This window comes from Gelidibacter sp. (assembly GCF_035515035.1).
Taxonomy (GTDB): domain Bacteria; phylum Bacteroidota; class Bacteroidia; order Flavobacteriales; family Flavobacteriaceae; genus Gelidibacter.
On record NZ_DATJCA010000093.1, the window covers coordinates 1 to 26,789 of the forward strand.

Consider the following 26,789-nt stretch of genomic DNA (forward strand, 5'->3'; position numbering starts at 1 on the left):
GAGTAAAACAAATTTATATAGAAATATATGCCAACAATTTCACAATTAGTACGAAAAGGAAGAGCCAAAATAACCAAGAAGAGTAAATCGGCTGCTTTAGATTCGTGTCCACAAAGACGTGGTGTGTGTACTCGTGTTTACACGACGACGCCTAAAAAACCTAACTCAGCAATGCGTAAGGTAGCAAGGGTTCGTTTGACAAACGGAAACGAGGTCAACGCATACATCGGCGGCGAAGGTCACAATCTACAAGAGCACTCGATAGTATTGGTTAGAGGTGGAAGGGTAAAGGATTTGCCAGGAGTTAGATATCACATCGTTCGTGGTGCCTTGGACACCGCAGGTGTTACAGGTAGAACACAACGTAGATCTAAGTACGGAACAAAACGCCCTAAGAAGTAAAACAAGTTAGGAGTTATGGGTTATGAGTTTTGAGTGTTTTTTACCTCAATAACTACGCTCTAACAACAAACAACTAAAAACTCAAAAAGAAGACATGAGAAAAAGAGCAGCAAAAAAGAGACCGCTTTTACCAGATCCACGTTTTAACGACCAGTTAGTAACTCGTTTCGTTAACATGATGATGTGGGATGGAAAAAAGTCTGTGGCTTTTAAAGTATTTTACGATGCGATTGACATTGTAGAATCAAAGAAAACTGACGAAGAAAAAACAGCCTTGGAAACATGGAAAGATGCTTTATCTAACGTAATGCCTCACGTAGAAGTACGTAGCCGTCGTGTTGGAGGTGCAACATTCCAGATCCCAATGCAAATTCGTCCAGATCGTAAAGTATCTACCGCCATGAAATGGATGATAACATACTCACGAAAAAGAAACGAAAAATCCATGCCAGCAAAACTTGCTGCTGAAATTTTAGCCGCGGCCAAAGAAGAAGGCGCTGCAGTTAAAAAGCGTATGGATACACATAAAATGGCAGAAGCTAATAAAGCATTCTCACACTTTAGATTCTAATATATGGCAAGAGATTTATTACTTACAAGGAATATAGGAATTGCAGCGCATATTGATGCTGGAAAAACAACCACTACAGAACGTATTTTGTTTTATACCGGGGTCAACCATAAATTAGGTGAAACTCACGAAGGATCATCAACAATGGACTTGATGGAGCAGGAAGCTGAAAGAGGTATTACCATTACTTCAGCTGCAACTACCTGTGATTGGGTCTTTCCTAAAGAAAATGGAGAGCCAACAGCAGATGCACAGAGTTATCACTTTAATATTATTGATACCCCAGGTCACGTTGACTTTACGGTTGAAGTAAACCGTTCATTACGTGTTCTTGATGGGTTGGTATTCTTGTTTAGTGCAGTTGATGGTGTTGAGCCACAATCTGAAACTAACTGGAGATTGGCTGATAACTATAAAGTACCAAGAATTGGTTTCGTTAATAAAATGGACCGTCAAGGTGCAAACTTTTTAGAGGTTAACAAGCAGGTTAAAGAAATGCTCGGGTCTAACGCAGTGCCAATTGTATTGCCTATTGGAGACGAGGGCGACTTTAAGGGTGTTGTTGACTTGGTAAGAAATAGAGCCGTAGTATGGCACGATGAAAACTTTGGAGCTACGTATGATGTAGTGCCTATTCCTGAAGAAATGAAGGAAGAAGTTCGTCAATACAGAGCTTTGTTGATAGAGGAAGTGGCTAGTTACGATGAAAACTTATTAGAGAAATTCATGGAAGATGAAGACTCTATTACAGAAGAAGAAGTACATGCTGCTTTAAGAGCTGCCGTTATGGATATGGCCATTATACCAATGGTATGTGGATCTTCATTCAAAAATAAAGGGGTTCAATTCTTATTGGATGCTGTTTGTCGCTACTTACCTTCTCCAATGGATAGAGAAAGTGTTGTGGGCGTGAATCCAGAAACGGATAAGGAAGAAAGACGTAGACCTGATGTTAAGGAGCCGTTTGCTGCTTTGGCATTTAAGATTGCTACAGATCCTTTTGTTGGTCGTTTGGCATTCTTTAGAGTTTACTCTGGACGTTTGGACGCTGGTTCTTATATCTTGAACAACCGTTCAGGTAAAAAGGAGCGTATCTCACGTATCTATCAAATGCACTCCAACAAGCAAAACGCGCTTGATTATATCGAAGCGGGTGATATTGGAGCGGCTGTAGGATTTAAAGATATCAAGACTGGCGATACCATGTCTGATGAAAAACATCCAATTGTTTTAGAATCTATGGACTTCCCAGATCCAGTAATTGGTATTGCTGTGGAGCCAAAAACTAAAGCTGATGTTGATAAAATGGGGATGGCATTGTCAAAATTGGCAGAAGAAGACCCAACCTTTACAGTAAGAACTGATGAAGCTTCAGGGCAAACAATTATATCAGGAATGGGTGAGCTTCACTTAGATATTATTGTTGACCGTATGCGTCGTGAGTTTAAAGTTGAAGTCAACCAAGGTGCGCCTCAAGTTGAATATAAAGAAGCTATTACCCAAGCTGCACAACATAGAGAAGTTTACAAAAAACAATCTGGTGGTCGTGGTAAGTTTGCTGATATCCAATTTACATTGGAGCCAGCTGACGAAGGTAAAGTTGGATTAGAGTTTATTTCTGCAATCAAAGGTGGTAACATTCCTAAGGAATTTATCCCGTCAATTGAAAAAGGATTTAAACAAGCCATGGTGAATGGACCATTGGCGGGCTACGAAGTTGATGCTATGAAAGTAACGTTGACGGATGGTTCTTACCATGATGTCGATTCTGATCAACTATCATTCGAATTGGCTGCAAGAATCGGATTTAGAAATGCTGCAAAAGCTGCTAAAGCGGTTATCATGGAGCCTATCATGAAGATTGAAGTGATCACTCCAGAAGAAAACATGGGTGACATTGTAGGAGATTTGAACCGTCGTAGAGGACAAATGAGTGATATGGGCGATAGAGCTGGAGCAAAAACTGTTAAAGCAACTGTGCCATTATCTGAAATGTTTGGATATGTAACCACATTAAGAACATTGTCTTCAGGACGTGCAACATCAACAATGGAATTTTCACATTATGCTGAAACACCTTCTAATATATCTGAAGAAGTGATTAAGGCAGCTAAAGGCGTCGAAGCTTAAACTATAAGAAAATGAGTCAAAAAATCAGAATAAAGCTAAAATCATACGATCACAGTCTAGTAGACAAATCTGCGGACAAGATTGTTAAAACAGTAAAAAGCACTGGCGCAGTTGTAACAGGACCAATTCCATTACCAACGCACAAGAAAATTTTCACTGTACTACGTTCTCCACACGTCAACAAGAAAGCTAGAGAGCAGTTCCAATTAAGTTCTTACAAAAGACTTTTGGATATCTATAGCTCTTCATCAAAAACCATTGATGCTTTGATGAAACTTGAATTGCCAAGTGGTGTTGAAGTAGAGATCAAAGTATAATTAGACCTGCGAAGGCAGGTGTCTCAAAATCAAATGACAACACGTTGTGATTGATTGAGAGATCCCCGCTTTCGCGAGGATGGACATGTCCTAAGCTGCGTGCGAAGGAAAAACGGTAAAAATACATTCAGGGCTGAAGTATTTTCGGCCCTGAATATTTTGAAACCGTAGGTACAAGTCACGACTTGTCCGTCCAGCGAGAAAATGAAAATGAGTAGATAGTAAGTAATTAATAATAATCAATAAATAATAATTATGTCTGGGTTAATAGGAAAAAAGATCGGTATGACCAGCATCTTTGATGAAAACGGGAAAAACATTCCTTGTACAGTAATCGAAGCTGGACCATGTATCGTTACCCAAGTCAGAACCGAAGAGGTTGACGGGTACAGTGCCCTTCAACTTGGTTTCGATGACAAGACAGAGAAAAGCGCCACAAAAGCTGAAGCAGGTCATGCTAAGAAAGCCGGTACTTCTGTTAAGAGAAAAGTCGTCGAGTTCCAAGGATTTGAAGGAGATTACAAATTAGGTGATGCCATCACTGTAGCACATTTCATCGAAGGTGAATTTGTGGACATTGCCGGTACATCTAAAGGAAAAGGATTCCAAGGTGTTGTAAAACGTCACGGTTTTGGTGGTTCTGAAATGTCCCACGGCCAACAAAGTGTTGGCAGGGCTCCTGGTTCTGTTGGTGCAGCTTCTTACCCTGGAAGAATATTCAAGGGGAAGAAAATGGCCGGAAGAATGGGTGGCGAAAGAGTGAATGTTGAAAATTTAAGAGTTTACAAAGTAGTTCCTGAAAAGAACTTATTGGTGGTTAAAGGATGTGTTCCTGGCCATAAGAACTCTTATGTAATTATTCAGAAATAATGAAAGTAGCAGTTATAGATGTAAACGGAAAAGACACGGGTAGAAAGGTTGAGCTTTCTGCAGATGTGTTTGCTATTGAACCCAATAACCATGCAGTTTACTTGGATGTTAAGCAATATCTTGCCAACCAACGCCAAGGAACGCATAAGACTAAAGAAAGAGCGGAAATCTCTGGAAGTACTCGTAAGATCAAAAAACAGAAAGGTACAGGTACTGCACGTGCAGGCTCTATCAAGTCTGGTGTCTTTAGAGGTGGTGGGCGTATGTTTGGTCCAAGACCAAAAAACTATAGCTTCAAATTGAACAAAGGCCTTAAGCGTTTAGCGCGAAAATCGGCCTTAACAATGAAAGCTAATGACGAGGCAATCGTGGTTATGGAGGACTTTAATTTTGATACTCCAAAAACCAAAAACTTCACTAACGTATTGAAAGCGTTGGGTGTTGAGAATAAAAAATCCTTGTTTGTGTTGGGAGCGTCAAATAATAATGTATATTTGTCCTCACGTAATTTAAAAGGTTCTGACGTTATAATGAACTCAGAATTAAGCACTTACAAGATTTTAAATGCAAATAAATTAGTCCTTTTAGAGAGTGCTTTGGAAGGAATTGAATCGAATTTAAGTAAATAAGGAAACATGAGCATCTTAATTAAACCTATTATTACTGAAAAAGCGACTATGAATAGTGAGTTGAACAACTGCTTTAGCTTTCAAGTAAATACGAAGGCGAACAAGGTTGAAATAAAAAAAGCGGTGGAAGCTGCTTATGGTGTTTCCGTTGAAAAAGTTCGTACTATAAGTGTCCGTCCAGATAGAAGAACCCGTCACACAAAGACTGGGATCCAAAATGGTAAAACAAATGCTGTTAAAAAAGCAATTGTACAGCTGGCGGAAGGTGAATCTATTGATTTATACACTAACATGTAATTAAAGACAAATGTCAGTAAGAAAATTAAAACCGGTCACACCAGGTCAGCGATTTAGAGTAGTAAATGGTTTTGACGCCATTACTACTGATAAGCCGGAAAAGAGCTTGCTCGTTCCGAACAAAAGATCAGGTGGTAGAAACAGTCAAGGAAAAATGACCATGCGCCAAATTGGTGGTGGGCATAAAAGAAGGTATCGTATCATCGATTTCAAACGTAACAAAACTGGAATTCCAGCAGAAGTTGCTTCTATCGAATACGATCCAAACAGAACAGCATTTATTGCTCTTTTAAACTATCAAGATGGTGAAAAACGTTACGTTATCGCTCAAGCTGGTTTGAAAGTTGGTCAGAATGTCGTTTCTGGAACTGAAAACATTGCTCCAGAAATAGGAAATGCAATGACGTTGAAACATGTACCGCTTGGTACTATTATTTCATGTATCGAATTGCGTCCTGGACAAGGAGCAATCATGGCAAGAAGTGCAGGTTCATTCGCTCAATTAATGGCGAGGGATGGAAAATTCGCATCTGTGAAATTACCTTCTGGAGAGACCCGTTTGATTCTTGTAGAATGTATGGCAACAATTGGCGCGGTGTCCAACCATGATCATCAGTTGATTGTATCTGGTAAAGCAGGTAGATCAAGATGGTTAGGAAGACGTCCACGTGTAAGACCAGTAGCGATGAACCCTGTCGATCACCCAATGGGTGGTGGTGAAGGTCGTGCTTCAGGTGGTCATCCAAGATCAAGAAACGGTATTCCAGCTAAAGGTTACAGAACACGTACGAAAACCAAAGCGAGCAACAAGTATATTGTAGAACGTAGAAAGAAATAATTGAGATAATATGGCACGTTCATTAAAAAAAGGACCTTACATCCATTATAAATTGAGTAAAAAAGTTGAAGAGAATGTAACTTCAAACAAAAAGACGGTAATCAAAACATGGTCTAGAGCCTCTATGATTTCACCGGATTTTGTTGGACAAACAATTGCTGTTCACAATGGTCGTCAATTTGTACCAGTTTATGTAACTGAGAACATGGTAGGTCACAAGTTAGGAGAATTTTCACCAACCCGATCTTTTAGAGGTCACGCAGGTGCAAAAAATAAAGGTAAAAAATAAGTAGAGCTATGGGAAGTCGTAAAAAACAAATGGCAGACGCTATTAAGGAAGAAAAAAAGCATATCGCTTTTGCAAAGCTTAATAACTGTCCTACATCACCTAGAAAAATGCGCTTAGTTGCGGATTTGGTAAGAGGACAAAAAGCTGAGATGGCTCTAAATATCTTAAGATTTAGCCCTAAAGAAGCATCTCGCAGATTAGAGAAGTTGGTGCTTTCAGCAATTGCCAATTGGCAAGCTAAAAACGAAGACGCAAGCATTGAAGATGCTGACTTATTCGTAAAAGAGATCAGAGTAGATGGTGGCGCAATGTTGAAAAGATTACGTCCAGCACCTCAGGGTCGCGCACACAGAATAAGAAAACGTTCCAACCACGTAACTGTGGTAATAGGAGCAAACAATAACACACAAGCTTAAATAGAGATATGGGACAAAAGACAAATCCAATCGGAAATCGTTTAGGAATTATCAGAGGATGGGAATCTAACTGGTACGGTGGCAATGATTATGGAGATAAACTTGCTGAAGACGATAAGATTAGAAAATATGTTCACGCTCGTTTATCTAAAGCAAGTGTGTCAAGAGTAATTATTGAGCGTACGCTTAAACTTGTAACCGTTACTATCACAACTGCAAGACCTGGTATTATTATTGGGAAAGGTGGCCAAGAGGTAGACAAGTTAAAAGAGGAGCTTAAGAAAATTACTGATAAGGAAGTTCAATTGAACATCTTCGAGATCAAGAGACCAGAATTGGATGCATTTTTAGTAGCATCTAGCGTTGCTCGTCAAATCGAGAATCGTATTTCATACAGACGTGCCATCAAAATGGCAATTGCTGCAACAATGCGAATGAATGCGGAAGGGATCAAGATCCAAATTAGTGGTCGTTTAAACGGTGCTGAGATGGCACGATCTGAACACTACAAAGAAGGAAGAATTCCATTATCGACGTTTAGAGCCGATATTGACTACGCTTTAGTTGAGGCACATACTACTTATGGTAGATTGGGTGTTAAAGTTTGGATCATGAAAGGTGAAGTGTATGGTAAAAGAGATCTTTCACCGTTGGTTGGATTATCCAAAAAACAAGGTGGCAAAGGAGGATCTGATGCGCCAAGACGTGGTGGGCCAAGCAAGGCTCGTCGTAGAAAGTAATTTTTAAAGTTAAAGAAAAATGTTACAACCTAGAAAGACAAAATTCCGTAAGCAGCAAAAAGGCCGCATGAAAGGAAATGCCGGTAGAGGACATGAACTTTCAAATGGAATGTTCGGTATAAAATCGGTACACGAAACGGGAATGTTTTTAACATCTCGACAAATTGAAGCAGCTCGTATTGCAGCTACACGTTTTATGAAAAGAGAAGGGCAACTTTGGATCAAAATATTTCCAGACAAGCCTATTACAAAAAAGCCTCTTGAAGTACGTATGGGTAAAGGTAAAGGTGCTGTAGAATATTGGGTAGCTGTAGTAAAACCTGGTAGGGTTATGTTTGAAGTAGGTGGCGTGTCAATGGACGTTGCAAAAGAAGCATTGCGTTTGGCAGCTCAAAAATTACCTGTAAAAACAAAATTCTTAGTCGCCAGAGATTACGGAGTTTAATACATAGATATTATGAAGCAATCAGAAATTAAACAGCTTTCTACAGCTGAATTACAAGATAAGTTAGGTGAAACTAAAAAGAGTTATGCAGACCTCAATATGGCTCATGCAATCTCACCTTTAGAAAATCCGATTCAATTACGCAACGTGAGACGTTCTGTAGCAAGAATTGCAACCGAATTAACTAAAAGAGAAGTACAATAATTTGTATTCCGCTGAACGATGGAAAAAAGAAATTTAAGAAAAGAACGTATAGGAGTTGTAACTAGTAACAAAATGATGAAATCCATCGTTGTTGCCGAAGTTAAGAAAGTAAAACATCCTATGTATGGAAAATTCGTGTTAAAAACGAAAAAATACGTTGCGCACGATGAGACAAATGACTGTAACATTGGAGATACGGTAAAGATCATGGAAACACGACCTTTAAGTAAATCTAAATGTTGGAGACTAGTAGAAATAATTGAAAGAGCTAAGTAATTATGTTACAACAAGAATCAAGATTAAAAGTAGCTGATAACACTGGAGCAAAGGAAGTATTGACTATCCGTGTTCTAGGTGGTACTAAAAGAAGGTATGCTTCTCTAGGTGATAAGATAGTTGTTTCTGTAAAAGATGCAACGCCTAACGGTAACATCAAGAAAGGAGCTGTTTCTACAGCCGTTGTTGTACGTACTAAAAAGGAAGTTAGACGCCCGGACGGATCATATATCAGATTTGATGATAACGCTTGTGTACTTTTGAATCCGCAAGGAGAAATGAGAGGCACGCGTGTTTTTGGACCTGTAGCAAGAGAACTTCGTGATAAACAATTCATGAAAATTGTATCATTGGCACCTGAAGTGCTTTAATGACTAATAAGATGACAAAGTTTAAAATAAAAACAGGAGATACAGTACAAGTCATTGCCGGAGACCATAAAGGTACAGAAGGTAAGGTTGTCAAGATCTTAAAGGAAAAAAACAAGGCGATCGTTGAAGGCGTGAACATGGTTAAGAAACATACTAAACCAAGTGCACAAAGTCCTCAAGGTGGTATTGTAGAGAAAGAAGCGCCTATTCATATTTCCAACCTATCCCTTTTGAACAAGAAAGGGGAAACAACACGTGTTGGTTATAGAATGGAAGGCGATAAAAAAGTGAGATTTTCTAAGAAATCAAATGAAGTAATTTAGTTATGGCATATATTCCAAGATTAAAACAAGAGTATAACGAGAAAGTAATTTCGGCTCTTACAGAAGAATTCGGATATAAGAACGTAATGCAAGTTCCTAAACTTCAAAAGATAGTATTATCTAAAGGAGTTGGTGCTGCCGTTGCCGATAAGAAGTTAGTAGACCATGCAGTGGACGAGTTGACCAAGATCTCTGGTCAAAAAGCGGTTCCTACATTATCTAAAAAAGATATCGCATCGTTTAAATTACGTAAAGGTATGCCAGTTGGCGCTAGAGTTACATTACGCGGTGAGCAAATGTATGAGTTTCTAGACCGTTTGGTGACATCAGCATTACCACGAGTAAGAGACTTCAACGGGATTAAGGCCAAAGGCTTTGACGGTAGAGGTAACTACAACTTGGGTATTACTGAGCAAATTATATTCCCGGAAATTGATATTGATAAAGTCAATAACATATCTGGAATGGATATTACGTTTGTTACTTCAGCCGATACAGATAAAGAAGCAAAATCGCTATTAACAGAATTGGGTTTACCTTTTCAAAAGAATTAAGATATGGCTAAAGAATCAATGAAAGCCCGTGAGGTGAAAAGACAAAGAATGGTAGATAAGTATGCTGATAAACGCAAAGCTTTAAAAGAAGCTGGCGATTATGAAGGCTTACAAAGATTACCAAGAAATGCATCACCAGTACGTTTGCACAACCGTTGTAAATTGACCGGAAGACCAAGAGGATACGTTCGTATTTTTGGAATCTCTCGTGTTATGTTACGTGAAATGGCAAACCAAGGGTTGATACCAGGTGTTAGAAAAGCATCTTGGTAATTGATGCGAAATTTCGCATCTCAATAAGAGTATGAACTGGGCAAAGGTTTGGGGAGAACCAAAAACCACGCCCGCAATTTAATATAAATGAATACAGATCCAATCGCAGATTATCTAACGCGAGTTAGAAATGCAGTTAAGGCCAACCACAGAGTAGTTGAGATCCCTGCATCCAATCTAAAAAAAGAAATTACTAAAATATTATTCGACCAAGGATATATTTTAAGTTACAAGTTTGATGACTCTTCAGTACAAGGCACTATTAAGATAGCGCTTAAGTATAACAAAGAGACTAAAGAACCTGTGATCAGAAAAATTCAAAGATTAAGTAAACCAGGTTTACGTAAATACGCAAGTTCTAGTGAAATGCCAAGAATCCTTAACGGTCTTGGAATTGCAATCGTCTCTACTTCTCATGGAGTAATGACAGGAAAGCAAGCGCATAGAGCGAATGTTGGTGGTGAATTATTGTGCTACGTTTACTAAAAAAGGGAAGATATGTCAAGAATAGGAAATAATCCAGTAGCAATTCCGGAAGGAGTTACAGTAGACGTGAAAGACAACGTGATTACCGTAAAAGGTAAGTTGGGTGAATTAACTCAAGAGTTTTCAAACGTTGAAATTACAGTTAAAGATGGTGAAGTGTCAGTGGCACGTCCATCAGACAGTAAAGAAGCAAGAACTAACCATGGTCTTTACAGATCATTGGTAAATAATATGGTACACGGAGTATCAGAAGGTTGGACCAAAAAATTGGAATTGGTAGGTGTAGGTTATAGAGCTACAAACCAAGGACAAAAATTAGATTTGGCTTTAGGATTCTCTCATAATATCGTTTTATCGGTAGCACCTGAGGTTATAGTAGAGACGATTTCTGAAAAAGGAAAGAATCCAATCGTAAAGTTGACTTCTCATGACAAACAATTGGTAGGACAGGTAGCTGCGAAGATTCGTGGATACAGAAAGCCTGAGCCTTACAAAGGAAAAGGAATTAAGTTTGTAGGAGAAGAATTAAGAAGAAAAGCAGGTAAATCAGCATAATCGATTAGTTATGGCATTGACAAAAAATCAAAGAAGATTAAGAATAAAAAACAGAATCCGTAAGGTTGTTTCTGGAACAGAAGCAAGACCTCGTTTGGCTGTATTTAGAAGCAATAAAGAAATTTATGCTCAAATTATAGATGATGTAACTGGTAATACTATTAGTGCTGCATCTTCAAGAGACAAAGATATTAGTTCTGCAAAAGGAACCAAATCAGAAATCGCTGCCCTTGTAGGGAAAGCGCTTGGTGAAAAAGCATTGAAGGCTGGTGTAGAAACGATCTCTTTTGATAGAGGTGGGTATCAATATCACGGAAGAGTAAAATCGTTAGCAGATGGTGCTAGAGAAGCAGGACTAAAATTTTAAGACTATGTATCGAAAATATAAAAACGCAGAATTAGTAAAACCAAGTGGTTTAGACCTTAAAGATCATCTTATAGGGGTACAAAGAGTTACTAAAGTTACTAAAGGTGGTAGAGCATTCGGTTTTTCAGCTATCGTTGTAGTTGGAGATGAAGCGGGTGTTGTTGGACAAGGTTTAGGGAAATCTAAAGATGTTGCAACTGCTATTGCTAAGGGTATTGAAGATGCCAAGAAAAACTTGGTAAGAATTCCACTTCTTAGAAAAACATTACCTCACGAACAAAAAGGAAAATACGGCGGTGCCCGAGTAAATATCATCCCAGCTACTGAAGGTACTGGAGTTATTGCTGGTGGAGCTGTAAGAACGGTTTTGGAAGCAGTAGGTATTCAAGATGTATTATCAAAATCTCAAGGATCTTCAAATCCTCATAACGTAGTAAAAGCAACTTTTGATGCTTTATTACAATTGAGAAGTGCAAAATCTGTTGCTAAGGATAGAGGAATTTCACTTGAAAAAGTATTTAACGGTTAATCAATACAATAATGGCAAAGATTAGAGTAAAAAAAGTAAAGAGTGCTATCAACCGTACGCTAAGACAAAAGAGAATATTGGAATCTTTGGGATTACGTAAAATGAATCAGGTTGTTGAGCATGACGATACGCCAAGTATCCTTGGAATGATTAATAAAGTTCAACATTTAGTTTCTGTTGAAGAAACAAAATAATACAGCATAATAATGGATTTAAGTAATTTAAAACCGGCTGAAGGGTCAGTTAAAAATCAAGGCAAAAGAATAGGTAGAGGACAAGGTTCTGGAAAAGGTGGTACTGCAACTCGTGGTCACAAAGGAGCTAAATCGCGTTCTGGTTATTCAAAGAAAGTAGGATTTGAAGGTGGACAAATGCCACTTCAAAGACGTGTGCCTAAGTTTGGATTTACAAATATCAATCGTGTGGAGTACCAAGGTGTGAATCTTGATAAATTACAACAATTGGTAGATGACAAAATCATTAAGGATACTGTTGATTTGGTGACACTTTTAGAACTGGGTATTGTAAACAAGAATGATCTTGTGAAAATATTAGGTCGTGGAGAGTTAACCTCAAAATTAACCGTAACCGCTCATAAATTTACTGCTTCAGCAAAAGCTGCTATTGAAGCTGCAGGAGGAGAAGCTGTAACTTTATAAGATCGTTTAGAGGATGAAATTTATAGAGACTTTAAAAAATGTTTGGAAAATAACAGAACTAAAAGATAGAATCATGCTTACGCTTGGTCTTCTTTTAGTTTATCGTTTTGGTGCTCAAGTAGTTTTGCCAGGAATTGACGCAAGTCAATTAGGTGCGTTGGCCAGTAATACCGATCAAGGTATTTTAGGACTTCTTAATGCCTTTACCGGTGGAGCTTTTGCAAATGCCTCTGTATTTGCCTTGGGGATCATGCCATACATTTCGGCTTCAATTGTTGTTCAGTTAATGGGTATTGCAATCCCTTACCTTCAAAAATTACAGAAGGATGGGGCGAGTGGTCAAAAGAAAATAACTCAAATCACACGTTGGTTGACTATTGGTATTTGTTTGGTGCAAGCACCTGGCTATTTAGCAAGTTTACCAGCTTTAGGGATTCCTTCCTCAGCATTTTTATTGGGAACAGGAACTATGTTCTACGTTTCTTCAGTAATTATTTTGGTAACTGGTACCGTTTTTGCAATGTGGCTGGGTGAAAAGATTACTGACAAAGGTATTGGTAATGGAATCTCATTATTAATTATGGTTGGTATCATTGCACGTATGCCTGCATCATTTGTTCAAAACTTCGCTTCTAGAGTAGAAGGTGGTGGAAACGGTGGTTTAATGATGGTATTGATTGAATTGGTAATATGGTTTGTGATCATCTTATTGTCCATCATGTTAGTCATGGGGGTACGTAAGATTGCAGTTCAATACGCACGTCGTACTGCTTCTGGTGGATACGAAAAGAATGTATTTGGATCAAGACAATTTTTACCTTTAAAATTGAACGCTTCAGGTGTTATGCCAATTATCTTTGCACAAGCAATTATGTTTGTTCCTACTTTAATTGGTAAAGGATTGGGTGAAGGTCCGGTTGGCCAATGGTTACAAACTAATTTCAATGACTTTTTTGGTCTTTGGTACAATATAGTATTCGCATTGTTGATTATCGTGTTTACGTATTTCTACACCGCCATTACTGTACCGACCAATAAAATGGCAGACGATTTAAAACGTAGTGGTGGTTTTATACCTGGGATTAGACCAGGAACAGAAACTTCTGAATATTTAGATAAGATAATGTCTCAAATAACCTTACCAGGTTCTATATTTTTGGCAATGATTGCTGTGTTCCCAGCGGTTGTAGTTAAATTGATGGGCGTGCAGGATGGTTGGGCATTGTTCTTTGGAGGTACATCATTACTGATTATGGTAGGAGTGGCAATTGATACCATGCAACAGGTAAACTCTTACCTATTGAACAAACACTATGACGGCTTAATGAAAACCGGCAAAAATAGAAAAGCAGTAGCTTAATATTATTATGGCAAAACAAGCATCAATAGAACAAGACGGATCAATAATTGAAGCATTATCAAATGCTATGTTCCGTGTTGAATTAGAAAATGGACATATTGTAACAGCGCATATTTCTGGTAAAATGCGTATGCACTACATCAAATTGTTACCAGGAGACAAAGTTAAATTGGAAATGAGTCCTTATGATTTATCAAAGGCTCGCATAACCTACAGATATTAGATTGCGGATTGACGTTTTTTGGAATTTTAAATCAACAATCGTTAATCATCAATCGTTAATTATTAATCATTTATAGAAATGAAAGTAAGAGCATCAGTTAAAAAAAGAAGTGCCGACTGTAAATTGGTACGTCGAAAAGGAAGACTTTACGTCATTAACAAAAAGAATCCTAGATTCAAACAAAGACAAGGATAGATATGGCAAGAATTGCAGGTGTTGATATACCAAAACAGAAAAGAGGAGTAATCTCTTTAACTTACATCTATGGGATAGGTGCAAGCAGAGCAAAAGATATTTTAGCCCAAGCTAAAGTTGACGAAAACACAAAAGTCCAAGACTGGACGGATGATGAAATCAGTAATATCCGTGAGGCTGTTGGAGCTTTTACTATTGAAGGTGAATTGCGTTCAGAGATCCAAATAAACATTAAGCGATTAATGGATATTGGATGTTACAGAGGTATTCGTCATAGAGTTGGACTTCCGTTAAGAGGTCAACGTACTAAAAACAACTCTAGAACTAGAAAAGGTAGAAGAAAAACTGTTGCTAACAAGAAAAAAGTAACTAAATAATAACAAGACATTAGTCATTAGTAATGAGACGTTAGATGAATCTGTCTGAAATGTAAAAGTCTAGGATTCTAACAACTAAAAGCTAACAACTAGAAACTAAAAATTATGGCAAAGTCAAGTACTAAGGTTAAAAAACGTAAGGTTATTGTTGAAGCAAACGGAGAGGCACACATTGCCGCTTCTTTTAACAATATTATCGTTTCTTTGACAAACAAAAAAGGTGACGTGATTTCTTGGTCATCAGCTGGTAAAATGGGTTTTAGAGGTTCTAAAAAGAACACTCCATATGCCGCTCAAGTTGCCGCTGAAGATGCTGCAGGTGTAGCAAAAGAAGCTGGTCTAAAGAAAGTGAAAGTTTATGTTAAAGGACCAGGTAACGGAAGGGAATCTGCTATCCGTTCTATCCATAATGCAGGTATTGAAGTAACAGAAATTATTGATGTTACCCCTATGCCGCACAACGGATGTCGTCCTCCAAAACGTAGACGAGTATAATTTATACGCGATATAGAATTAATATCAATCACATAATGTGGTTGATATTAGTTTTTTATGTGTAAATTTGCAAACTGAAAAAAATTAACAATCAAGTATCAACGAGAGATTACTGTTTATCGAAGGATAGATTAAGACCTTAATTCATAAGCACTCTCATAATTTAAATTAAGAAATGGCAAGATATACTGGTCCTAAAACTAAAATAGCCCGAAAATTCGGTGAAGCTATTTTTGGAGATGATAAAGCTTTTGAAAAAAGAAACTATCCTCCAGGTCAACACGGAGCAAACAAGCGTCGTGGAAAAAAATCTGAATACTCTATTCAGTTAATGGAAAAGCAAAAAGCTAAATATACTTACGGTATTTTAGAAAAGCAATTCAGAAACATGTTTAAAAAAGCAACTGCCGCACGTGGAATTACTGGTGAGTTGTTGCTGCAATTATGTGAATCTCGTTTGGATAACGTGGTTTTCAGATTGGGATTGTCGCCTTCACGTAGTGGTGCGCGCCAATTGGTCTCTCACAGACATATTACGGTCAACGGAGATGTCGTAAACATTCCTTCATACCAATTAAAACCTGGTGATGTGATTGCTGTAAGAGAAAAATCAAAATCTCTTGAAGTCATTCAAAATTCATTGGCTAACGCTAGCACTGTGTATGAGTGGATGACATGGAACAATGAAACCAAGCAAGGAACTTATGTTTCAATTCCTGAAAGAGTACAAATTCCAGAAAATATCAACGAACAATTTATCGTTGAATTATACTCTAAATAATAACTGATACAAAACGCACTATGGCAATATTAAATTTTCAAAAGCCCGACAAAGTCATTATGATTGATTCAACTCCTTTTGAAGGGAAGTTTGAATTTAGACCTTTAGAGCCTGGCTATGGATTAACAGTAGGTAATGCTTTAAGAAGAGTTTTGTTATCTTCTTTGGAAGGGTTTGCTATTACATCTGTTAGAATTGAAGGTGTTGATCACGAATTTTCTACAATTGCTGGCATAGTTGAAGATGTTACTGAAATTATTTTGAACTTAAAGCAAATTAACTTTAAGCGTCAAATTGATGAAATTGATAACGAAACCGTTACCATTTCAATTTCCGGACAAGAACAAATTACTGCTGGTGATTTTCAAAAATTCATCTCAGGATTCCAGGTGTTGAACAAAGATTTGGTCATCTGTAACTTAGATTCAAAAGTGAGCATCAACATGGAGCTGACTATTGAAAAGGGTAGAGGATATGTTCCTGCAGAAGAGAATAAGAAAGCATCTGCACCAATTGGAACGATCTTTACAGATTCAATCTTTACGCCAATAAATAATGTGAAATACGCAGTTGAAAACTTCCGTGTTGAGCAAAAAACAGATTACGAAAAACTAATTTTCGAAATTATTACTGACGGATCAATCAATCCTAAGGATGCATTGACTGAAGCAGCAAAGATTTTAATCCATCACTTCATGCTATTCTCTGATGAGCGTATCACATTGGAAGCGGATGAAATTGCACAAACAGAAACTTATGATGAAGAATCACTTCACATGAGACAACTATTGAAGACCAAATTGGTTGATCTAGACCTGTCCGTACGTGCACTTAATTGTCTGAAAGCTGCAGAAGTAGATAGTTTGGGAGATTTAGTGGCTTACAATAAAAACGATTTGATGAAATTCAGAAACTTCGGAAAGAAATCTTTAACTGAACTAGAAGAACTAGTGGGTGGGAAAGGTTTAAACTTCGGAATGGATTTAAGCAAATACAAATTAGATAAAGACTAACAAATCAGATTTACGATTTACGATTCCTGGTTAAAGGGATCGTAAATTGTTCATCAAACACTAATTAATCGCTTCATAATTTGCTCCTCAAAAAGGGTTGAAGCAAGATGAAGGTTATAAACAAATGTCATGAGACACGGAAAAAAAGGAAACCATTTAGGTCGTAAAACCGCACACAGAAATGCAATGTTGGCAAATATGGCTTGTTCTTTAATAGAACACAAACGTATCAACACTACAGTTGCAAAAGCAAAAGCTTTAAAACAATTTGTTGAGCCAATGATTACAAAGTCCAAAGAAGACACTACGCATAACAGACGTATTGTGTACAGTAGACTAAGACAAAAAGAGGTAGTAGCGGAATTGTTCAGAGATGTTGCACCAAAAGTAGGCGATCGTCCAGGAGGATACACACGTATCATCAAATTAGGAAATCGTTTAGGTGATAATGCTGATATGGCCATGATCGAATTGGTAGATTTCAACGAAATCTATAATGTAGATAAGCAACCTAAGAAAAAATCAACCCGTAGAGGTCGTTCTAAAAAATCTGATACGCCTGCAGCACCTGTTGCTCCAGTTGTTAAAGATAAATCAACCAACGAGGAAGAAGAATAAATGGTATACATTTATAAATATAAAAAAGGATAAACGTTTTAGTTTATCCTTTTTTTTATGCAATTTTGCAGCACTTTTGAATGATCTGCAAGATTTTCAAATCGCCCTCAAAAGGTCTTTAAAACCTCGTAGGTCTAATCAATTAATCAAGTAATATTTTTTATTTTGAAATATAACAAAAGACAAAAAGCCATCATTCTTCTTGCAGATGGCACCATTTTCCACGGTAAAACAATAGGAAAGACAGGTTCGGCCTTTGGAGAAGTATGCTTTAATACTGGCGCCACTGGTTATCAAGAGGTGATTACAGATCCTTCTTATTTTGGACAGCTTATGGTGGCTACTACTGCCCATTTAGGTAGTTATGGCACGCATAAGGATGAAATTGAATCTGATGCCATTCAGATTGCCGGATTGATTTGCAAGAATTTTAGCTTCAATTATTCAAGACCAGCTGCAGACGCTTCTTTGGAAGAGTTCTTAGACAAGTATAATCTATTTGCGATTTCTGACGTTGATACGCGTGCTTTAGTAAGTTATATTAGAGACCACGGCGCCATGAATGCGGTCATTTCCACGGAAGTCGATAACATTGAAGGTCTGAAAAAACAATTAGCTGAAGTTCCTGACATGAAGGGGCTGGAATTGGCTTCAAAAGTAAGTACGAAAGAGCCTTATTTTGTGGGTGATGAAAACGCAACCTACCGGATTGCTGCACTAGATTTAGGAATCAAAAGGAATATTCTTCGCAATTTGGCCAAAAAGGATGTGTATATTAAGGTATTTCCATACGATGCCACTTTTGAGCAAATGGATGCTTTTAAGCCAGACGGATTTTTTATTTCTAATGGCCCTGGAGATCCTGAGCCACTAGAAGGTGCCATCACTTTAACCAAAGAGATCATCAAGCAAAACCGTCCACTTTTTGGAATCTGTCTTGGGCATCAAATTATTGCATTGGCCAATGGGATATCCACCTATAAAATGAATAATGGCCATAGAGGCATCAATCATCCGGTAAAGAATCTTATTACGGGAAAAGGAGAAATCACTTCTCAAAACCATGGCTTTGCCATCAACAGGGAAGAAACTGAAAATCATCCTGACATTGAAATTACACATGTTCATTTAAACGATCAAACCGTGGCAGGCCTCCGAATGAAATCAAAGAATGTATTCTCAGTACAATACCATCCAGAAGCAAGTCCTGGACCTAATGATGCAAACTACCTGTTTGATCAATTTATAGAAAACATCAAAAACAAATAGTATTAAAACCTCAAGAAACCATCGGCTTTTTTGAGGTTTTCTTATAACGCAATCATTATCGCAGTTTTTAAATGTAATTCTGAAGGTGATGCGGAAATTTGGGCGAACTATTTCGTAAATTAGCACTAAGGTGAAAGCATCGATAAGCTATGGCTTTTCTGTGTTTCATCATAAGAAAATAACCATAACATTAAAACATATAACAATGAGTATCATCATCAACATTCATGCAAGACAAATTTTTGATTCACGAGGCAATCCAACGGTTGAAGTAGATGTCGTTACAGAAAACGGCATTATGGGACGCGCTGCGGTACCTTCTGGAGCTTCTACAGGAGAACATGAAGCTGTAGAGCTTAGAGATGGCGGAAAGGATTACATGGGTAAGGGCGTGCTTAAAGCGGTTGATAATGTCAATGCGATTATTGCTCAGGAACTTTTGGGAACTTCAGTCTTTGAACAGAATAAAGTGGACCAGATGATGATTGATTTGGACGGTACCAAGAACAAATCAAAATTGGGTGCCAATGCTATATTAGGTGTTTCCTTAGCGGTTGCTAAAGCGGCAGCAGGGGAGTTGGGTATGCCTTTGTACAGATATGTGGGCGGTGTATCAGCTAACACGCTTCCTTTACCAATGATGAACATCATCAACGGTGGATCACATTCTGATGCACCTATCGCTTTTCAGGAGTTTATGATCATTCCTGTAAAAGCTAAAAATTTCACTCATGCCATGCAAATGGGAACAGAGATTTTCCATAACCTCAAAGAGGTCCTGCACAGTAGAGGTTTAAGTACTGCTGTAGGCGATGAAGGCGGATTTGCGCCAAACTTGGCAGGAGGTACTGAAGATGCTTTGGATACCATCAAAACCGCCGTTGAAAAAGCGGGTTATACTTTTGGTGACGATGTCATGATTGCTCTAGATTGTGCCGCGGCAGAATTTTATGTAGATGGCAAATATGATTACAGCAAGTATGAAGGGGAGTCAGGAAAAGTAAGAACGAGTACAGAACAAGCTGATTATTTGGCAGAATTAGCGTCTAAATATCCAATTATCTCCATTGAAGATGGGATGGACGAAAATGACTGGGATGGTTGGAAATATTTAACTGAAAAAATTGGTAAAAAAGTACAATTGGTAGGTGACGATTTGTTTGTGACCAATGTAGAACGTTTATCAAGAGGTATTGAAAACGGTATTGCCAATTCAATTCTTATTAAGGTCAACCAAATTGGAACCTTGACAGAAACTATCGCTGCGGTTAATATGGCCCATAATGCCGGCTATACTTCGGTCATGTCACATAGATCAGGTGAAACCGAAGATTACACTATTGCCGACCTAGCAGTGGCATTAAACTGTGGACAAATTAAAACGGGTTCAGCTTCTCGCAGTGATCGTATGGCAAAATACAATCAGTTGTTGCGTATTGAGGAAGAGCTCGAGAAGGTGGCATATTTCCCAAATGAAAAGGCATTTAAGATCAAGAAATAACTTTAAATAAAAATGTTTATTAAAAAGCCCAAACGTTCATCTGTTTGGGTTTTTTATTGAACTTCTATAACGTGGTTTTCATCATTTAAAAAAAAGTCAGATTTTAAAATGAATACAAAAGCCCATTTGATAGTTCGTATTGGGATTTTGGTATCGTGACCACTGGGTACGCATCAAAATTGTATATAAATGAAGTTTTGAAGGCAAGATTTTCCCAAATCTTGAATAGCACACTTGTGGTACTTGATAATCTATAATCCTTTAGTTTATCCAATCTGGGCTGGTAATAACTGGTGCTAATGATGCCGATAGTTTCTGTGGGGTAGAGGCTGAATGATAAATACGTACTTCCGCGGAAGTCTTTGTGGATTCTATCTATTGCAATATCTGAGGCTTTTTCATGTTCATACATAATTAATGTCCCCAAATAAAACCGGTAGTCCTCATGGGAGGTCAGTTTGAATCGCGGTCCAGCACCAATCAATCCTCTAAAGTCTATTTCGGAGATGGCATCGTATTGTGCTTGCACAAAACCTTCCATTTTAATTTTTTCTGTGATCTTATGATTATAGCGCAAATGCTGGGTGCCTTTATTAACGAAAGATTCGCCTGCTGCTTTTTCAAATTTTAAATCGTTGACAAAAAGCCACAATTCCTTCTTGTTGTTAAATTGAATATCCGCTTTCGTCGCAATTTTAAAAATGTTGTTTTTATTTTTGATGAAGCTTCCATCCAGACTCACAGATCCAGTCCATTTTGCAGAATCGGTTTTTTTTCTCAAGGTTTCTACATTAATCACTTGTGCTTGTGAATAACTGCAAACTATTAAAAATAGCAAACAATTAATTAGTCTCATAGAAATCGATTTTATTCAAATAATAATTTTACTTTTTCTCAGGTAAAACTGAGCAGTTTTTACTATCATTCTTTGATAGGCAAAATTAAAAAACCTAGTCAATAACAGTCTAACATAACCAATGTTTTGCATAGTTTTTATTAATATTAGGATTGTTAAAATGCTTGTTAAGTTGCTTTATATATCGTGATATATTTTGTAATTTCGTAACATCCATCAAATAAAAACTCATATAAAACTTATAAATCCATATGTCAGATAAAGCTACGTTAGAAATACACGGTAAGAAATACGAATTTCCATTAATTGTCGGCACCGAAAATGAGGTTGCCATCGATATCAGTAATTTAAGAAGTACCACAGATAGTGTTATTACGCTTGATCCAGGTTATAAAAATACGGGTTCTTGCGAAAGTGCCATCACATTTTTGGATGGCGAAAAAGGCATCTTAAGGTATCGTGGATATTCTATTGAGGAATTGGCTGAAAAAGCAGATTTTCTCGAAGTGGCTTTCCTTTTGATTTTTGGAGAATTACCAACCAAAGTGGAGTTGGATAAATTTCATGCAGACATCAAGGCACAATCTGTTGTTGATGAGGATATTCGCAAAATAGTAGATGCGTTCCCTAAATCTGCACATCCCATGGGTGTTCTTGCGTCGCTTACCAGTGCACTAACTGCATTCAACCCATCTTCAGTAAATGTTGATTCTGAAGAGGATATGTACAAAGCCATTTGCAAGATATTGGGTAAATTCCCTGTATTAGTAGCTTGGACCTTCCGTAAAAAGAACGGATTGCCATTAGATTATGGCGATAAAAATCTGGGTTATGTTGAGAACATCCTTAAAATGATGTTCAAACAACCTAATGAAGAATATAAAATCAATCCAATCATTTTAAATGCTCTGGATAAATTGTTGATCCTTCATGCTGATCATGAGCAAAACTGTTCTACTTCTACGGTAAGAATTGCTGGTTCATCTCACGTAGGGTTATTTGCGTCTCTATCTACAGGTATTTCTGCGCTTTGGGGTCCACTTCATGGTGGTGCCAATCAAGCCGTATTGGAAATGTTGGAAGCTATCAATCTTGATGGTGGCGATACCGATAAGTATATGGCTAAAGCAAAAGATAGAGAAGATCCATTCCGTTTGATGGGCTTTGGACATCGTGTGTATAAGAACTTTGATCCAAGAGCTAAAATCATTAAAAAAGCAGCGGATGAAGTCTTGAATGATTTAGGTGTAGCGGACAAAATTTTAGAGATTGCCAAAGCTTTGGAAAAAGAAGCCTTGAAAGATCCTTATTTTGTGGAGCGTAAACTTTATCCCAATGTCGATTTCTATTCCGGAATAATTTATAGAGCCATGGGCATCCCAACAGATATGTTTACGGTGATGTTTGCTTTAGGACGACTACCGGGGTGGATTGCACAATGGAGAGAAATGAGATTGAACAAAGAACCTATAGGGAGACCTAGACAAGTTTATATTGGTGAAACTTTAAGGTCCTTTAAAACATTAGATAAACGATAAAAGAAATCTATAAACGCATTAAAGCTTCATTTTTTCAAATGGAGCTTTTTTTATACTTTACAGCATGTTAAAATTGAATATTAAAAATGAGACATCTAGGCTAAGGGCAGTTGTTTTGGGAACCGCCATCAGTAATGGTCCAACGCCCAAAGCAGAAGATGCTTATGACCCAAAATCATTGGAACATATTAAGGCCGGGACCTATCCTGTTGAATCGGATATGGTACTTGAAATGGAAGCTGTTGCTAAAATATTTGAAAAATATGAGGTTAAGGTTTATCGTCCTGAACTGATCACCGATTTTAATCAGATTTTTGCACGAGATATTGCTTTCGTAATTGACGACATTTTCATTAAGGCCAATATTCTTCCCGATCGAGAACAGGAGTTGGATGCCATTCAGTATGTCATTAATCAAATAGACCCTGCAAAAGTAGTTAGTCCTCCCGAAGAAGTCCATATTGAAGGGGGCGACGTGATGCTCTGGGACGACCATATCTTTATTGGGACCTACAAAGGCAGTGATTATAGCGATTATATTACCGCACGAACGAATATGGAGGGAGTTAACTTTATTAAGGACATGTTCCCCAATAAGATTGTCAAAGAGTTTGATTTGGTGAAATCAAGAATAGAACCCCGAGATAATGCCTTGCATTTAGACTGTTGTTTTCAACCTGTTGGAAAAGATAAGGGCATAATCTATAAAAGTGGTTTTAGGGAAGAAAGTGACTATATGTATTTGGTCAATTTGTTTGGAAAAGAAAATCTATTCCATATTACACGTGAGGAAATGTACCATATGTATAGTAATGTGTTCTCTATTTCAGAAGATGTGGTCATTTCTGAGCGGAATTTCACTCGTTTGAATGATTGGCTTCGTTCTAATGGGGTGACTGTGGAAGAAGTGCCTTATGCCGAAATATCCAAGCAGGAAGGCCTGTTGAGATGCAGTACGATGCCTCTGATTAGGGATTAAAGACGCTTTTAAGATGGAACATAAAAGATTTTAAAAATTAATACTGCAAGCCAACGACACCCGAGGTTAAAATAACGACACAAAAAGCTAATATAAAGTTGTAGCGCATGTTTTCCTTAAAGTGAAAGTACAGTAAAAAAGCCAAATTTATTATGCTATATATGAGAAGTGCAGTGTGCAGAAAGCCTTTGCTATCTAGGTAGACTGTCAAAGCGGTTAAGATGATAATATTGCTGATAACAAAATACGAAAGTGCCAATACAACTTTCTTCTTATTAGACTCACTTAAAAACTCGTTTCTTAAAAATAGCTTTACAGGAAAAAAATAGATGCTAACCAACACTGCAATGACCAAGAAGACAACTGCGGGAATAACGTTTTTTATGGTTAAAAAATGCATCACACTCTGTAGGAGCACTAAGATATAATCTTTTTTTAAAAGTGTTTTAGAAGCCATGGTGTTAGCGTCTGGAATGAATAGTTAAAAATTCTCTTTTGTTTAGTAATGTAAAGGGATATGGTCACCAATCCAAATAACTCGTAATTCGAACACAATAAATATATTCAATAAAATACGATAAGCAATAGTGAGATGGAAATATTTCGGAAAGAAATCCGTCTATTTTCCGTATAAGAAATAATGATTGACCAAGTCAATATAAATGCGTTTCGCCTCGTCCGGCGTCACACTTTTTACCTGAAAAAGGGCATTGGTCTTAAAAGCAGTAATAATTGGTTTTTTGCCTTTAGGGGTCTTGTAGTTATTGGTTGCCTTTTTGTAATAGGCGTAAAGGCGAAGTAACAGATCGGCAGGAAAGGGTTCTGTGTAGCTGTTGATGCGTTCTACCGCCTCATTAAATTCAATATCTAAACTATCTTCTGGAGTCATTTTGTTTCTGCAATTACGCTCATGCCACCTTTTACTTTTTGGTTAAGTGTCACTTTTATATCCGCATCCAAAGGTAAAAACAAATCTACTCTCGAACCAAATTTAATAAATCCAGAATCGGCTCCTTGTTGCACTTCGTTATCAACTTGGGCGTAGTTGACAATACGTTTTGCCAACGCTCCCGCAATTTGACGATATAGAACTTGACCGAGAAATTTATTTTCCACGACTACCGTAGTACGCTCATTTTCTTCACTGGCTTTTGGATGCCATGCCACCAGGAATTTTCCGGGATGGTATTTGCTGAAGACTACTTTCCCTCCTATGGGATAACGTGTCACGTGTACGTTTATGGGCGACATAAAGATGGACACTTGGATGCGTTTGTCCTTAAAAAATTCTTTCTCAAAAACCTCTTCAATCACCACAACCTTACCATCTACTGGCGATAAAACATGATGGTCGTGAAGCTGTCCAATTCGCTTTGGATTTCTGAAAAACTGAAGAATTATCAGGAAAAATGCGATGACCACTAGCATCAAACTCGTTCTTAGCCAAAATATCGTGACAAAGTAATCAATGCTCATGATGGCTATCACCACCACTGCGATGGTAATCATCACTATTTTATGGCCTTCTTTATGTAACATAGGGGAACAATCTTAAAAATAAATAAAAAAATGGAGCAGCAAAAATAATACTATCCAGCCGATCTAACAAACCGCCATGCCCTGGCATGATGACACCGCTGTCCTTAACACCAGCCTGTCTTTTGAACTTAGACTCTATTAAATCGCCAAGGGTTCCAAAAACGCTCGCAATGATACTCAAGATGAGCCAGTGTGTAAAATTTAATGTGCCTGTAAATGTAGCAATAAAATAACTGGCCACACAAGCAAAAAATAGGCCTCCCAAAAATCCTTCCATAGTTTTCTTTGGAGAAACGCTTGGGAACAGTTTCTGTTTTCCGAAATTTTTACCTACAAAATAAGCTCCTGTATCGTTCACCCAAATCAAAATAAATGCACCTAACAATAACATGGGTGTAAACTCTTTGTCATTATTGGCAATCAAAATTAAAAAGATAAATGCACTGGTGAGATAAAATGTCGTGAGTATATACCGTTTGGATTCAAACAATGGAATTGTTTTTTCAGAAAATAAGTCCTTGATTAAAAAAAGCTGTACAAAAATGGTGAGGACATGAAGGATTTTTATGGTTTCGTTGAAGCCCAAATCCGTTTCAGGAATGACCGCCCAAATGCTAAAAGCCAAATACATTACCGTGAACACAATATAAGGTGCCTTGCTTTCTAATTGGATAAGTTTTTTGAACTCGGCCATACAAATAAGCCCAAACGCAAAAAAAAGAACCACCAACATATATTGCCAGTAAATGGATAGTATAAGTAATGAAATGTAGATAGCGCCAGAAACGGCTCTTGTGCTAAGTTCGTTCATCTGTGGGTTTTATTGGGTTTTTAAAATCAGATGAGGGATTTTAAATAAACTTCTGAACATAGAATAAAGTAAAGGTTTGTTATAGATCTTCAAGTAGCAGCAAATATAGGTTTTTTGAGCTACTTCCATAACTAAGAAAGTTTTTATCTTCTATGGCTTTGAAATGTTTGATAGTGGTGATGTTGGTAGGAATTTTATCTCTATTTTTATTTTTAATGCCTCTAAGTCCTTCGCCAATATTCTCTACAAACTGACTTGTTGTTGCATAGATTACAAAATTTGGGGGTAAGTCTCGTAGTTGCTTCTCTGCAATTTGATTACTAGAGATCAATAGGGAGCCATCATCTGCAATCAAGTATTCGCAGGTTGAAAGAAAGTAGTCACTTTCAGATGGGTTCCTTGTAGCTTTAAGATCAAAATCTTTAAATAAGTCCTTCAGTCGTGAGTCTAAAAGAAAAACACTATTGCCTTCCCAGTTATTTTCATGAAGAATGTTTTTAAAGGTTTTATAGATTTCTTCCATGTTTTCACAATAGAGAAATTTGCCCCCATTAGCTTTAAAATTTATAGTAAATTTCTCGTCTATAGGCAGCTTGATTTCAGGCATGTACTTGCCTCTCTCTTCGCTTTGTATGTGATCTTCTGGCGTGTTTCTTAAGCCGAAAATTTTACGAAATAGACTCATGTATGGGT

General features: G+C 37.5%; 42 protein-coding genes. 36 read left to right on the forward strand and 6 right to left on the reverse strand.

Annotated elements, in window-relative coordinates; translation table 11 throughout:
* The first annotated feature begins 27 nt into the window (after positions 1 to 27).
* From rpsL to eno, 34 genes are all read left to right on the forward strand, one after another.
* Complete coding sequence (gene rpsL, locus VLZ86_RS07110) at positions 28 to 402, forward strand: 30S ribosomal protein S12 (RefSeq protein WP_325449940.1); 375 nt, start codon at positions 28 to 30, stop codon at positions 400 to 402.
* 94 nt (positions 403 to 496) lie between these two features.
* Entirely contained in the window at positions 497 to 973 is a 477-nt protein-coding gene (gene rpsG, locus VLZ86_RS07115; RefSeq protein ID WP_325449941.1) for a 30S ribosomal protein S7, read from the forward strand.
* 3 nt (positions 974 to 976) lie between these two features.
* Positions 977 to 3,103, forward strand: coding sequence for an elongation factor G (gene fusA, locus VLZ86_RS07120; RefSeq protein ID WP_325449942.1), 2,127 nt, complete (start codon positions 977 to 979; stop codon positions 3,101 to 3,103).
* Between the two features lie 11 nt (positions 3,104 to 3,114).
* Complete coding sequence (gene rpsJ, locus VLZ86_RS07125; RefSeq protein WP_129018480.1) at positions 3,115 to 3,420, forward strand: 30S ribosomal protein S10; 306 nt, start codon at positions 3,115 to 3,117, stop codon at positions 3,418 to 3,420.
* Positions 3,421 to 3,675: 255 nt separating this feature from the next.
* Positions 3,676 to 4,290 carry a 50S ribosomal protein L3 gene (gene rplC / locus VLZ86_RS07130; RefSeq protein WP_325449943.1) on the forward strand — a complete coding sequence of 205 codons (615 nt, stop codon included), beginning with the start codon at positions 3,676 to 3,678 and terminating at the stop codon, positions 4,288 to 4,290.
* Positions 4,290 to 4,919 (forward strand): 50S ribosomal protein L4, encoded by a 630-nt coding sequence (rplD, locus tag VLZ86_RS07135; protein ID WP_325449944.1) that lies wholly within the window; start codon positions 4,290 to 4,292, stop codon positions 4,917 to 4,919. Before rplC ends, rplD begins: the two co-directional genes overlap by 1 nt.
* Positions 4,920 to 4,925: 6 nt before the next feature.
* Positions 4,926 to 5,216 (forward strand): 50S ribosomal protein L23, encoded by a 291-nt coding sequence (gene rplW, locus VLZ86_RS07140; protein ID WP_325449945.1) that lies wholly within the window; start codon positions 4,926 to 4,928, stop codon positions 5,214 to 5,216.
* 10 nt (positions 5,217 to 5,226) lie between these two features.
* Positions 5,227 to 6,054, forward strand: a complete 828-nt coding sequence (rplB, locus tag VLZ86_RS07145) for a 50S ribosomal protein L2 (protein WP_325449946.1) — start codon at positions 5,227 to 5,229, stop codon at positions 6,052 to 6,054.
* A gap of 10 nt (positions 6,055 to 6,064) precedes the next feature.
* Complete coding sequence (gene rpsS / locus VLZ86_RS07150; protein ID WP_129018485.1) at positions 6,065 to 6,343, forward strand: 30S ribosomal protein S19; 279 nt, start codon at positions 6,065 to 6,067, stop codon at positions 6,341 to 6,343.
* An 8-nt stretch (positions 6,344 to 6,351) separates the two neighbouring features.
* The gene (rplV, locus tag VLZ86_RS07155; RefSeq protein WP_027126036.1) at positions 6,352 to 6,759 is read left to right on the forward strand and encodes a 50S ribosomal protein L22; all 408 of its coding nucleotides are present in this window, start codon (positions 6,352 to 6,354) and stop codon (positions 6,757 to 6,759) included.
* An 8-nt stretch (positions 6,760 to 6,767) separates the two neighbouring features.
* On the forward strand, positions 6,768 to 7,499 hold the full coding sequence (gene rpsC, locus VLZ86_RS07160; RefSeq protein ID WP_325449947.1) for a 30S ribosomal protein S3: 732 nt from the start codon (positions 6,768 to 6,770) through the stop codon (positions 7,497 to 7,499).
* A 19-nt stretch (positions 7,500 to 7,518) separates the two neighbouring features.
* Entirely contained in the window at positions 7,519 to 7,944 is a 426-nt protein-coding gene (gene rplP / locus VLZ86_RS07165) for a 50S ribosomal protein L16 (RefSeq protein ID WP_325449948.1), read from the forward strand.
* A 12-nt stretch (positions 7,945 to 7,956) separates the two neighbouring features.
* Entirely contained in the window at positions 7,957 to 8,148 is a 192-nt protein-coding gene (rpmC, locus tag VLZ86_RS07170; protein ID WP_027126039.1) for a 50S ribosomal protein L29, read from the forward strand.
* Between the two features lie 18 nt (positions 8,149 to 8,166).
* A complete protein-coding gene (rpsQ, locus tag VLZ86_RS07175; protein ID WP_013869035.1) occupies positions 8,167 to 8,424 on the forward strand; it encodes a 30S ribosomal protein S17 in 258 nt (85 codons plus the stop codon).
* Positions 8,425 to 8,426: 2 nt separating this feature from the next.
* Positions 8,427 to 8,795, forward strand: a complete 369-nt coding sequence (gene rplN / locus VLZ86_RS07180) for a 50S ribosomal protein L14 (protein WP_129018488.1) — start codon at positions 8,427 to 8,429, stop codon at positions 8,793 to 8,795.
* Positions 8,796 to 8,806: 11 nt separating this feature from the next.
* Positions 8,807 to 9,118 carry a 50S ribosomal protein L24 gene (rplX, locus tag VLZ86_RS07185; protein WP_325449949.1) on the forward strand — a complete coding sequence of 104 codons (312 nt, stop codon included), beginning with the start codon at positions 8,807 to 8,809 and terminating at the stop codon, positions 9,116 to 9,118.
* A gap of 2 nt (positions 9,119 to 9,120) precedes the next feature.
* Positions 9,121 to 9,672 (forward strand): 50S ribosomal protein L5, encoded by a 552-nt coding sequence (rplE, locus tag VLZ86_RS07190; RefSeq protein ID WP_325449950.1) that lies wholly within the window; start codon positions 9,121 to 9,123, stop codon positions 9,670 to 9,672.
* Between the two features lie 3 nt (positions 9,673 to 9,675).
* On the forward strand, positions 9,676 to 9,945 hold the full coding sequence (rpsN, locus tag VLZ86_RS07195; protein ID WP_325449951.1) for a 30S ribosomal protein S14: 270 nt from the start codon (positions 9,676 to 9,678) through the stop codon (positions 9,943 to 9,945).
* Between the two features lie 87 nt (positions 9,946 to 10,032).
* On the forward strand, positions 10,033 to 10,431 hold the full coding sequence (gene rpsH / locus VLZ86_RS07200; RefSeq protein ID WP_325449952.1) for a 30S ribosomal protein S8: 399 nt from the start codon (positions 10,033 to 10,035) through the stop codon (positions 10,429 to 10,431).
* A gap of 12 nt (positions 10,432 to 10,443) precedes the next feature.
* On the forward strand, positions 10,444 to 10,986 hold the full coding sequence (gene rplF / locus VLZ86_RS07205; RefSeq protein WP_325449953.1) for a 50S ribosomal protein L6: 543 nt from the start codon (positions 10,444 to 10,446) through the stop codon (positions 10,984 to 10,986).
* A 10-nt stretch (positions 10,987 to 10,996) separates the two neighbouring features.
* On the forward strand, positions 10,997 to 11,353 hold the full coding sequence (gene rplR / locus VLZ86_RS07210; RefSeq protein WP_325449954.1) for a 50S ribosomal protein L18: 357 nt from the start codon (positions 10,997 to 10,999) through the stop codon (positions 11,351 to 11,353).
* Between the two features lie 4 nt (positions 11,354 to 11,357).
* Positions 11,358 to 11,882, forward strand: a complete 525-nt coding sequence (gene rpsE / locus VLZ86_RS07215; protein WP_129018495.1) for a 30S ribosomal protein S5 — start codon at positions 11,358 to 11,360, stop codon at positions 11,880 to 11,882.
* Between the two features lie 11 nt (positions 11,883 to 11,893).
* The gene (gene rpmD, locus VLZ86_RS07220) at positions 11,894 to 12,076 is read left to right on the forward strand and encodes a 50S ribosomal protein L30 (protein ID WP_325449955.1); all 183 of its coding nucleotides are present in this window, start codon (positions 11,894 to 11,896) and stop codon (positions 12,074 to 12,076) included.
* Between the two features lie 12 nt (positions 12,077 to 12,088).
* Complete coding sequence (rplO, locus tag VLZ86_RS07225; RefSeq protein ID WP_325449956.1) at positions 12,089 to 12,541, forward strand: 50S ribosomal protein L15; 453 nt, start codon at positions 12,089 to 12,091, stop codon at positions 12,539 to 12,541.
* Positions 12,542 to 12,554: 13 nt separating this feature from the next.
* Positions 12,555 to 13,901, forward strand: a complete 1,347-nt coding sequence (gene secY / locus VLZ86_RS07230; RefSeq protein WP_325449957.1) for a preprotein translocase subunit SecY — start codon at positions 12,555 to 12,557, stop codon at positions 13,899 to 13,901.
* 7 nt (positions 13,902 to 13,908) lie between these two features.
* Positions 13,909 to 14,124 carry a translation initiation factor IF-1 gene (gene infA, locus VLZ86_RS07235; protein ID WP_146893516.1) on the forward strand — a complete coding sequence of 72 codons (216 nt, stop codon included), beginning with the start codon at positions 13,909 to 13,911 and terminating at the stop codon, positions 14,122 to 14,124.
* 78 nt (positions 14,125 to 14,202) lie between these two features.
* Entirely contained in the window at positions 14,203 to 14,319 is a 117-nt protein-coding gene (ykgO, locus tag VLZ86_RS07240; RefSeq protein ID WP_008269159.1) for a type B 50S ribosomal protein L36, read from the forward strand.
* Positions 14,320 to 14,321: 2 nt separating this feature from the next.
* Positions 14,322 to 14,696, forward strand: coding sequence for a 30S ribosomal protein S13 (rpsM, locus tag VLZ86_RS07245; protein ID WP_325449958.1), 375 nt, complete (start codon positions 14,322 to 14,324; stop codon positions 14,694 to 14,696).
* A 105-nt stretch (positions 14,697 to 14,801) separates the two neighbouring features.
* Positions 14,802 to 15,191: a 30S ribosomal protein S11 gene (gene rpsK, locus VLZ86_RS07250; protein ID WP_325449959.1), complete on the forward strand. Its 390-nt coding sequence runs from the start codon at positions 14,802 to 14,804 to the stop codon at positions 15,189 to 15,191.
* A 175-nt stretch (positions 15,192 to 15,366) separates the two neighbouring features.
* Positions 15,367 to 15,972, forward strand: coding sequence for a 30S ribosomal protein S4 (gene rpsD, locus VLZ86_RS07255; protein WP_325449960.1), 606 nt, complete (start codon positions 15,367 to 15,369; stop codon positions 15,970 to 15,972).
* A gap of 20 nt (positions 15,973 to 15,992) precedes the next feature.
* On the forward strand, positions 15,993 to 16,985 hold the full coding sequence (locus tag VLZ86_RS07260; protein WP_325449961.1) for a DNA-directed RNA polymerase subunit alpha: 993 nt from the start codon (positions 15,993 to 15,995) through the stop codon (positions 16,983 to 16,985).
* Between the two features lie 129 nt (positions 16,986 to 17,114).
* Positions 17,115 to 17,603, forward strand: a complete 489-nt coding sequence (gene rplQ / locus VLZ86_RS07265; protein WP_325449962.1) for a 50S ribosomal protein L17 — start codon at positions 17,115 to 17,117, stop codon at positions 17,601 to 17,603.
* Between the two features lie 165 nt (positions 17,604 to 17,768).
* Positions 17,769 to 18,872, forward strand: coding sequence for a glutamine-hydrolyzing carbamoyl-phosphate synthase small subunit (gene carA, locus VLZ86_RS07270; RefSeq protein ID WP_325449963.1), 1,104 nt, complete (start codon positions 17,769 to 17,771; stop codon positions 18,870 to 18,872).
* 205 nt (positions 18,873 to 19,077) lie between these two features.
* Positions 19,078 to 20,373, forward strand: coding sequence for a phosphopyruvate hydratase (gene eno, locus VLZ86_RS07275; protein ID WP_325449964.1), 1,296 nt, complete (start codon positions 19,078 to 19,080; stop codon positions 20,371 to 20,373).
* 103 nt (positions 20,374 to 20,476) lie between these two features.
* On the opposite strand, the gene VLZ86_RS07280 is transcribed toward eno, so the two are convergent.
* Positions 20,477 to 21,229: a DUF481 domain-containing protein gene (locus VLZ86_RS07280; protein ID WP_325449965.1), complete on the reverse strand. Its 753-nt coding sequence runs from the start codon at positions 21,227 to 21,229 to the stop codon at positions 20,477 to 20,479.
* A 251-nt stretch (positions 21,230 to 21,480) separates the two neighbouring features.
* Between VLZ86_RS07280 and VLZ86_RS07285 the strand changes: the two genes are divergently transcribed.
* Together VLZ86_RS07285 and VLZ86_RS07290 are read left to right on the forward strand one after the other, a co-directional pair.
* Positions 21,481 to 22,767 (forward strand): citrate synthase, encoded by a 1,287-nt coding sequence (locus VLZ86_RS07285; protein ID WP_325449966.1) that lies wholly within the window; start codon positions 21,481 to 21,483, stop codon positions 22,765 to 22,767.
* Positions 22,768 to 22,831: 64 nt separating this feature from the next.
* Positions 22,832 to 23,746 (forward strand): dimethylarginine dimethylaminohydrolase family protein, encoded by a 915-nt coding sequence (locus tag VLZ86_RS07290; RefSeq protein WP_325449967.1) that lies wholly within the window; start codon positions 22,832 to 22,834, stop codon positions 23,744 to 23,746.
* Positions 23,747 to 23,783: 37 nt separating this feature from the next.
* Here the strand turns inward: VLZ86_RS07290 and VLZ86_RS07295 are convergent, their stop codons facing one another.
* The 5 genes from VLZ86_RS07295 to VLZ86_RS07315 form a co-directional block, all read right to left on the reverse strand.
* Entirely contained in the window at positions 23,784 to 24,203 is a 420-nt protein-coding gene (locus VLZ86_RS07295; protein ID WP_325449968.1) for a hypothetical protein, read from the reverse strand.
* Positions 24,204 to 24,365: 162 nt separating this feature from the next.
* A complete protein-coding gene (locus VLZ86_RS07300) occupies positions 24,366 to 24,635 on the reverse strand; it encodes an acyl-CoA-binding protein (protein ID WP_325449969.1) in 270 nt (89 codons plus the stop codon).
* Positions 24,632 to 25,285 (reverse strand): phosphatidylserine decarboxylase family protein, encoded by a 654-nt coding sequence (locus tag VLZ86_RS07305; protein WP_325449970.1) that lies wholly within the window; start codon positions 25,283 to 25,285, stop codon positions 24,632 to 24,634. The genes VLZ86_RS07300 and VLZ86_RS07305 overlap by 4 nt, the downstream gene beginning before the upstream one ends.
* A complete protein-coding gene (locus VLZ86_RS07310; RefSeq protein ID WP_325449971.1) occupies positions 25,275 to 26,096 on the reverse strand; it encodes a phosphatidate cytidylyltransferase in 822 nt (273 codons plus the stop codon). Before VLZ86_RS07310 ends, VLZ86_RS07305 begins: the two co-directional genes overlap by 11 nt.
* A 79-nt stretch (positions 26,097 to 26,175) precedes the next feature.
* Positions 26,176 to 26,781, reverse strand: a complete 606-nt coding sequence (locus VLZ86_RS07315) for an LUD domain-containing protein (protein ID WP_325449972.1) — start codon at positions 26,779 to 26,781, stop codon at positions 26,176 to 26,178.
* Positions 26,782 to 26,789 lie beyond the last annotated feature (8 nt).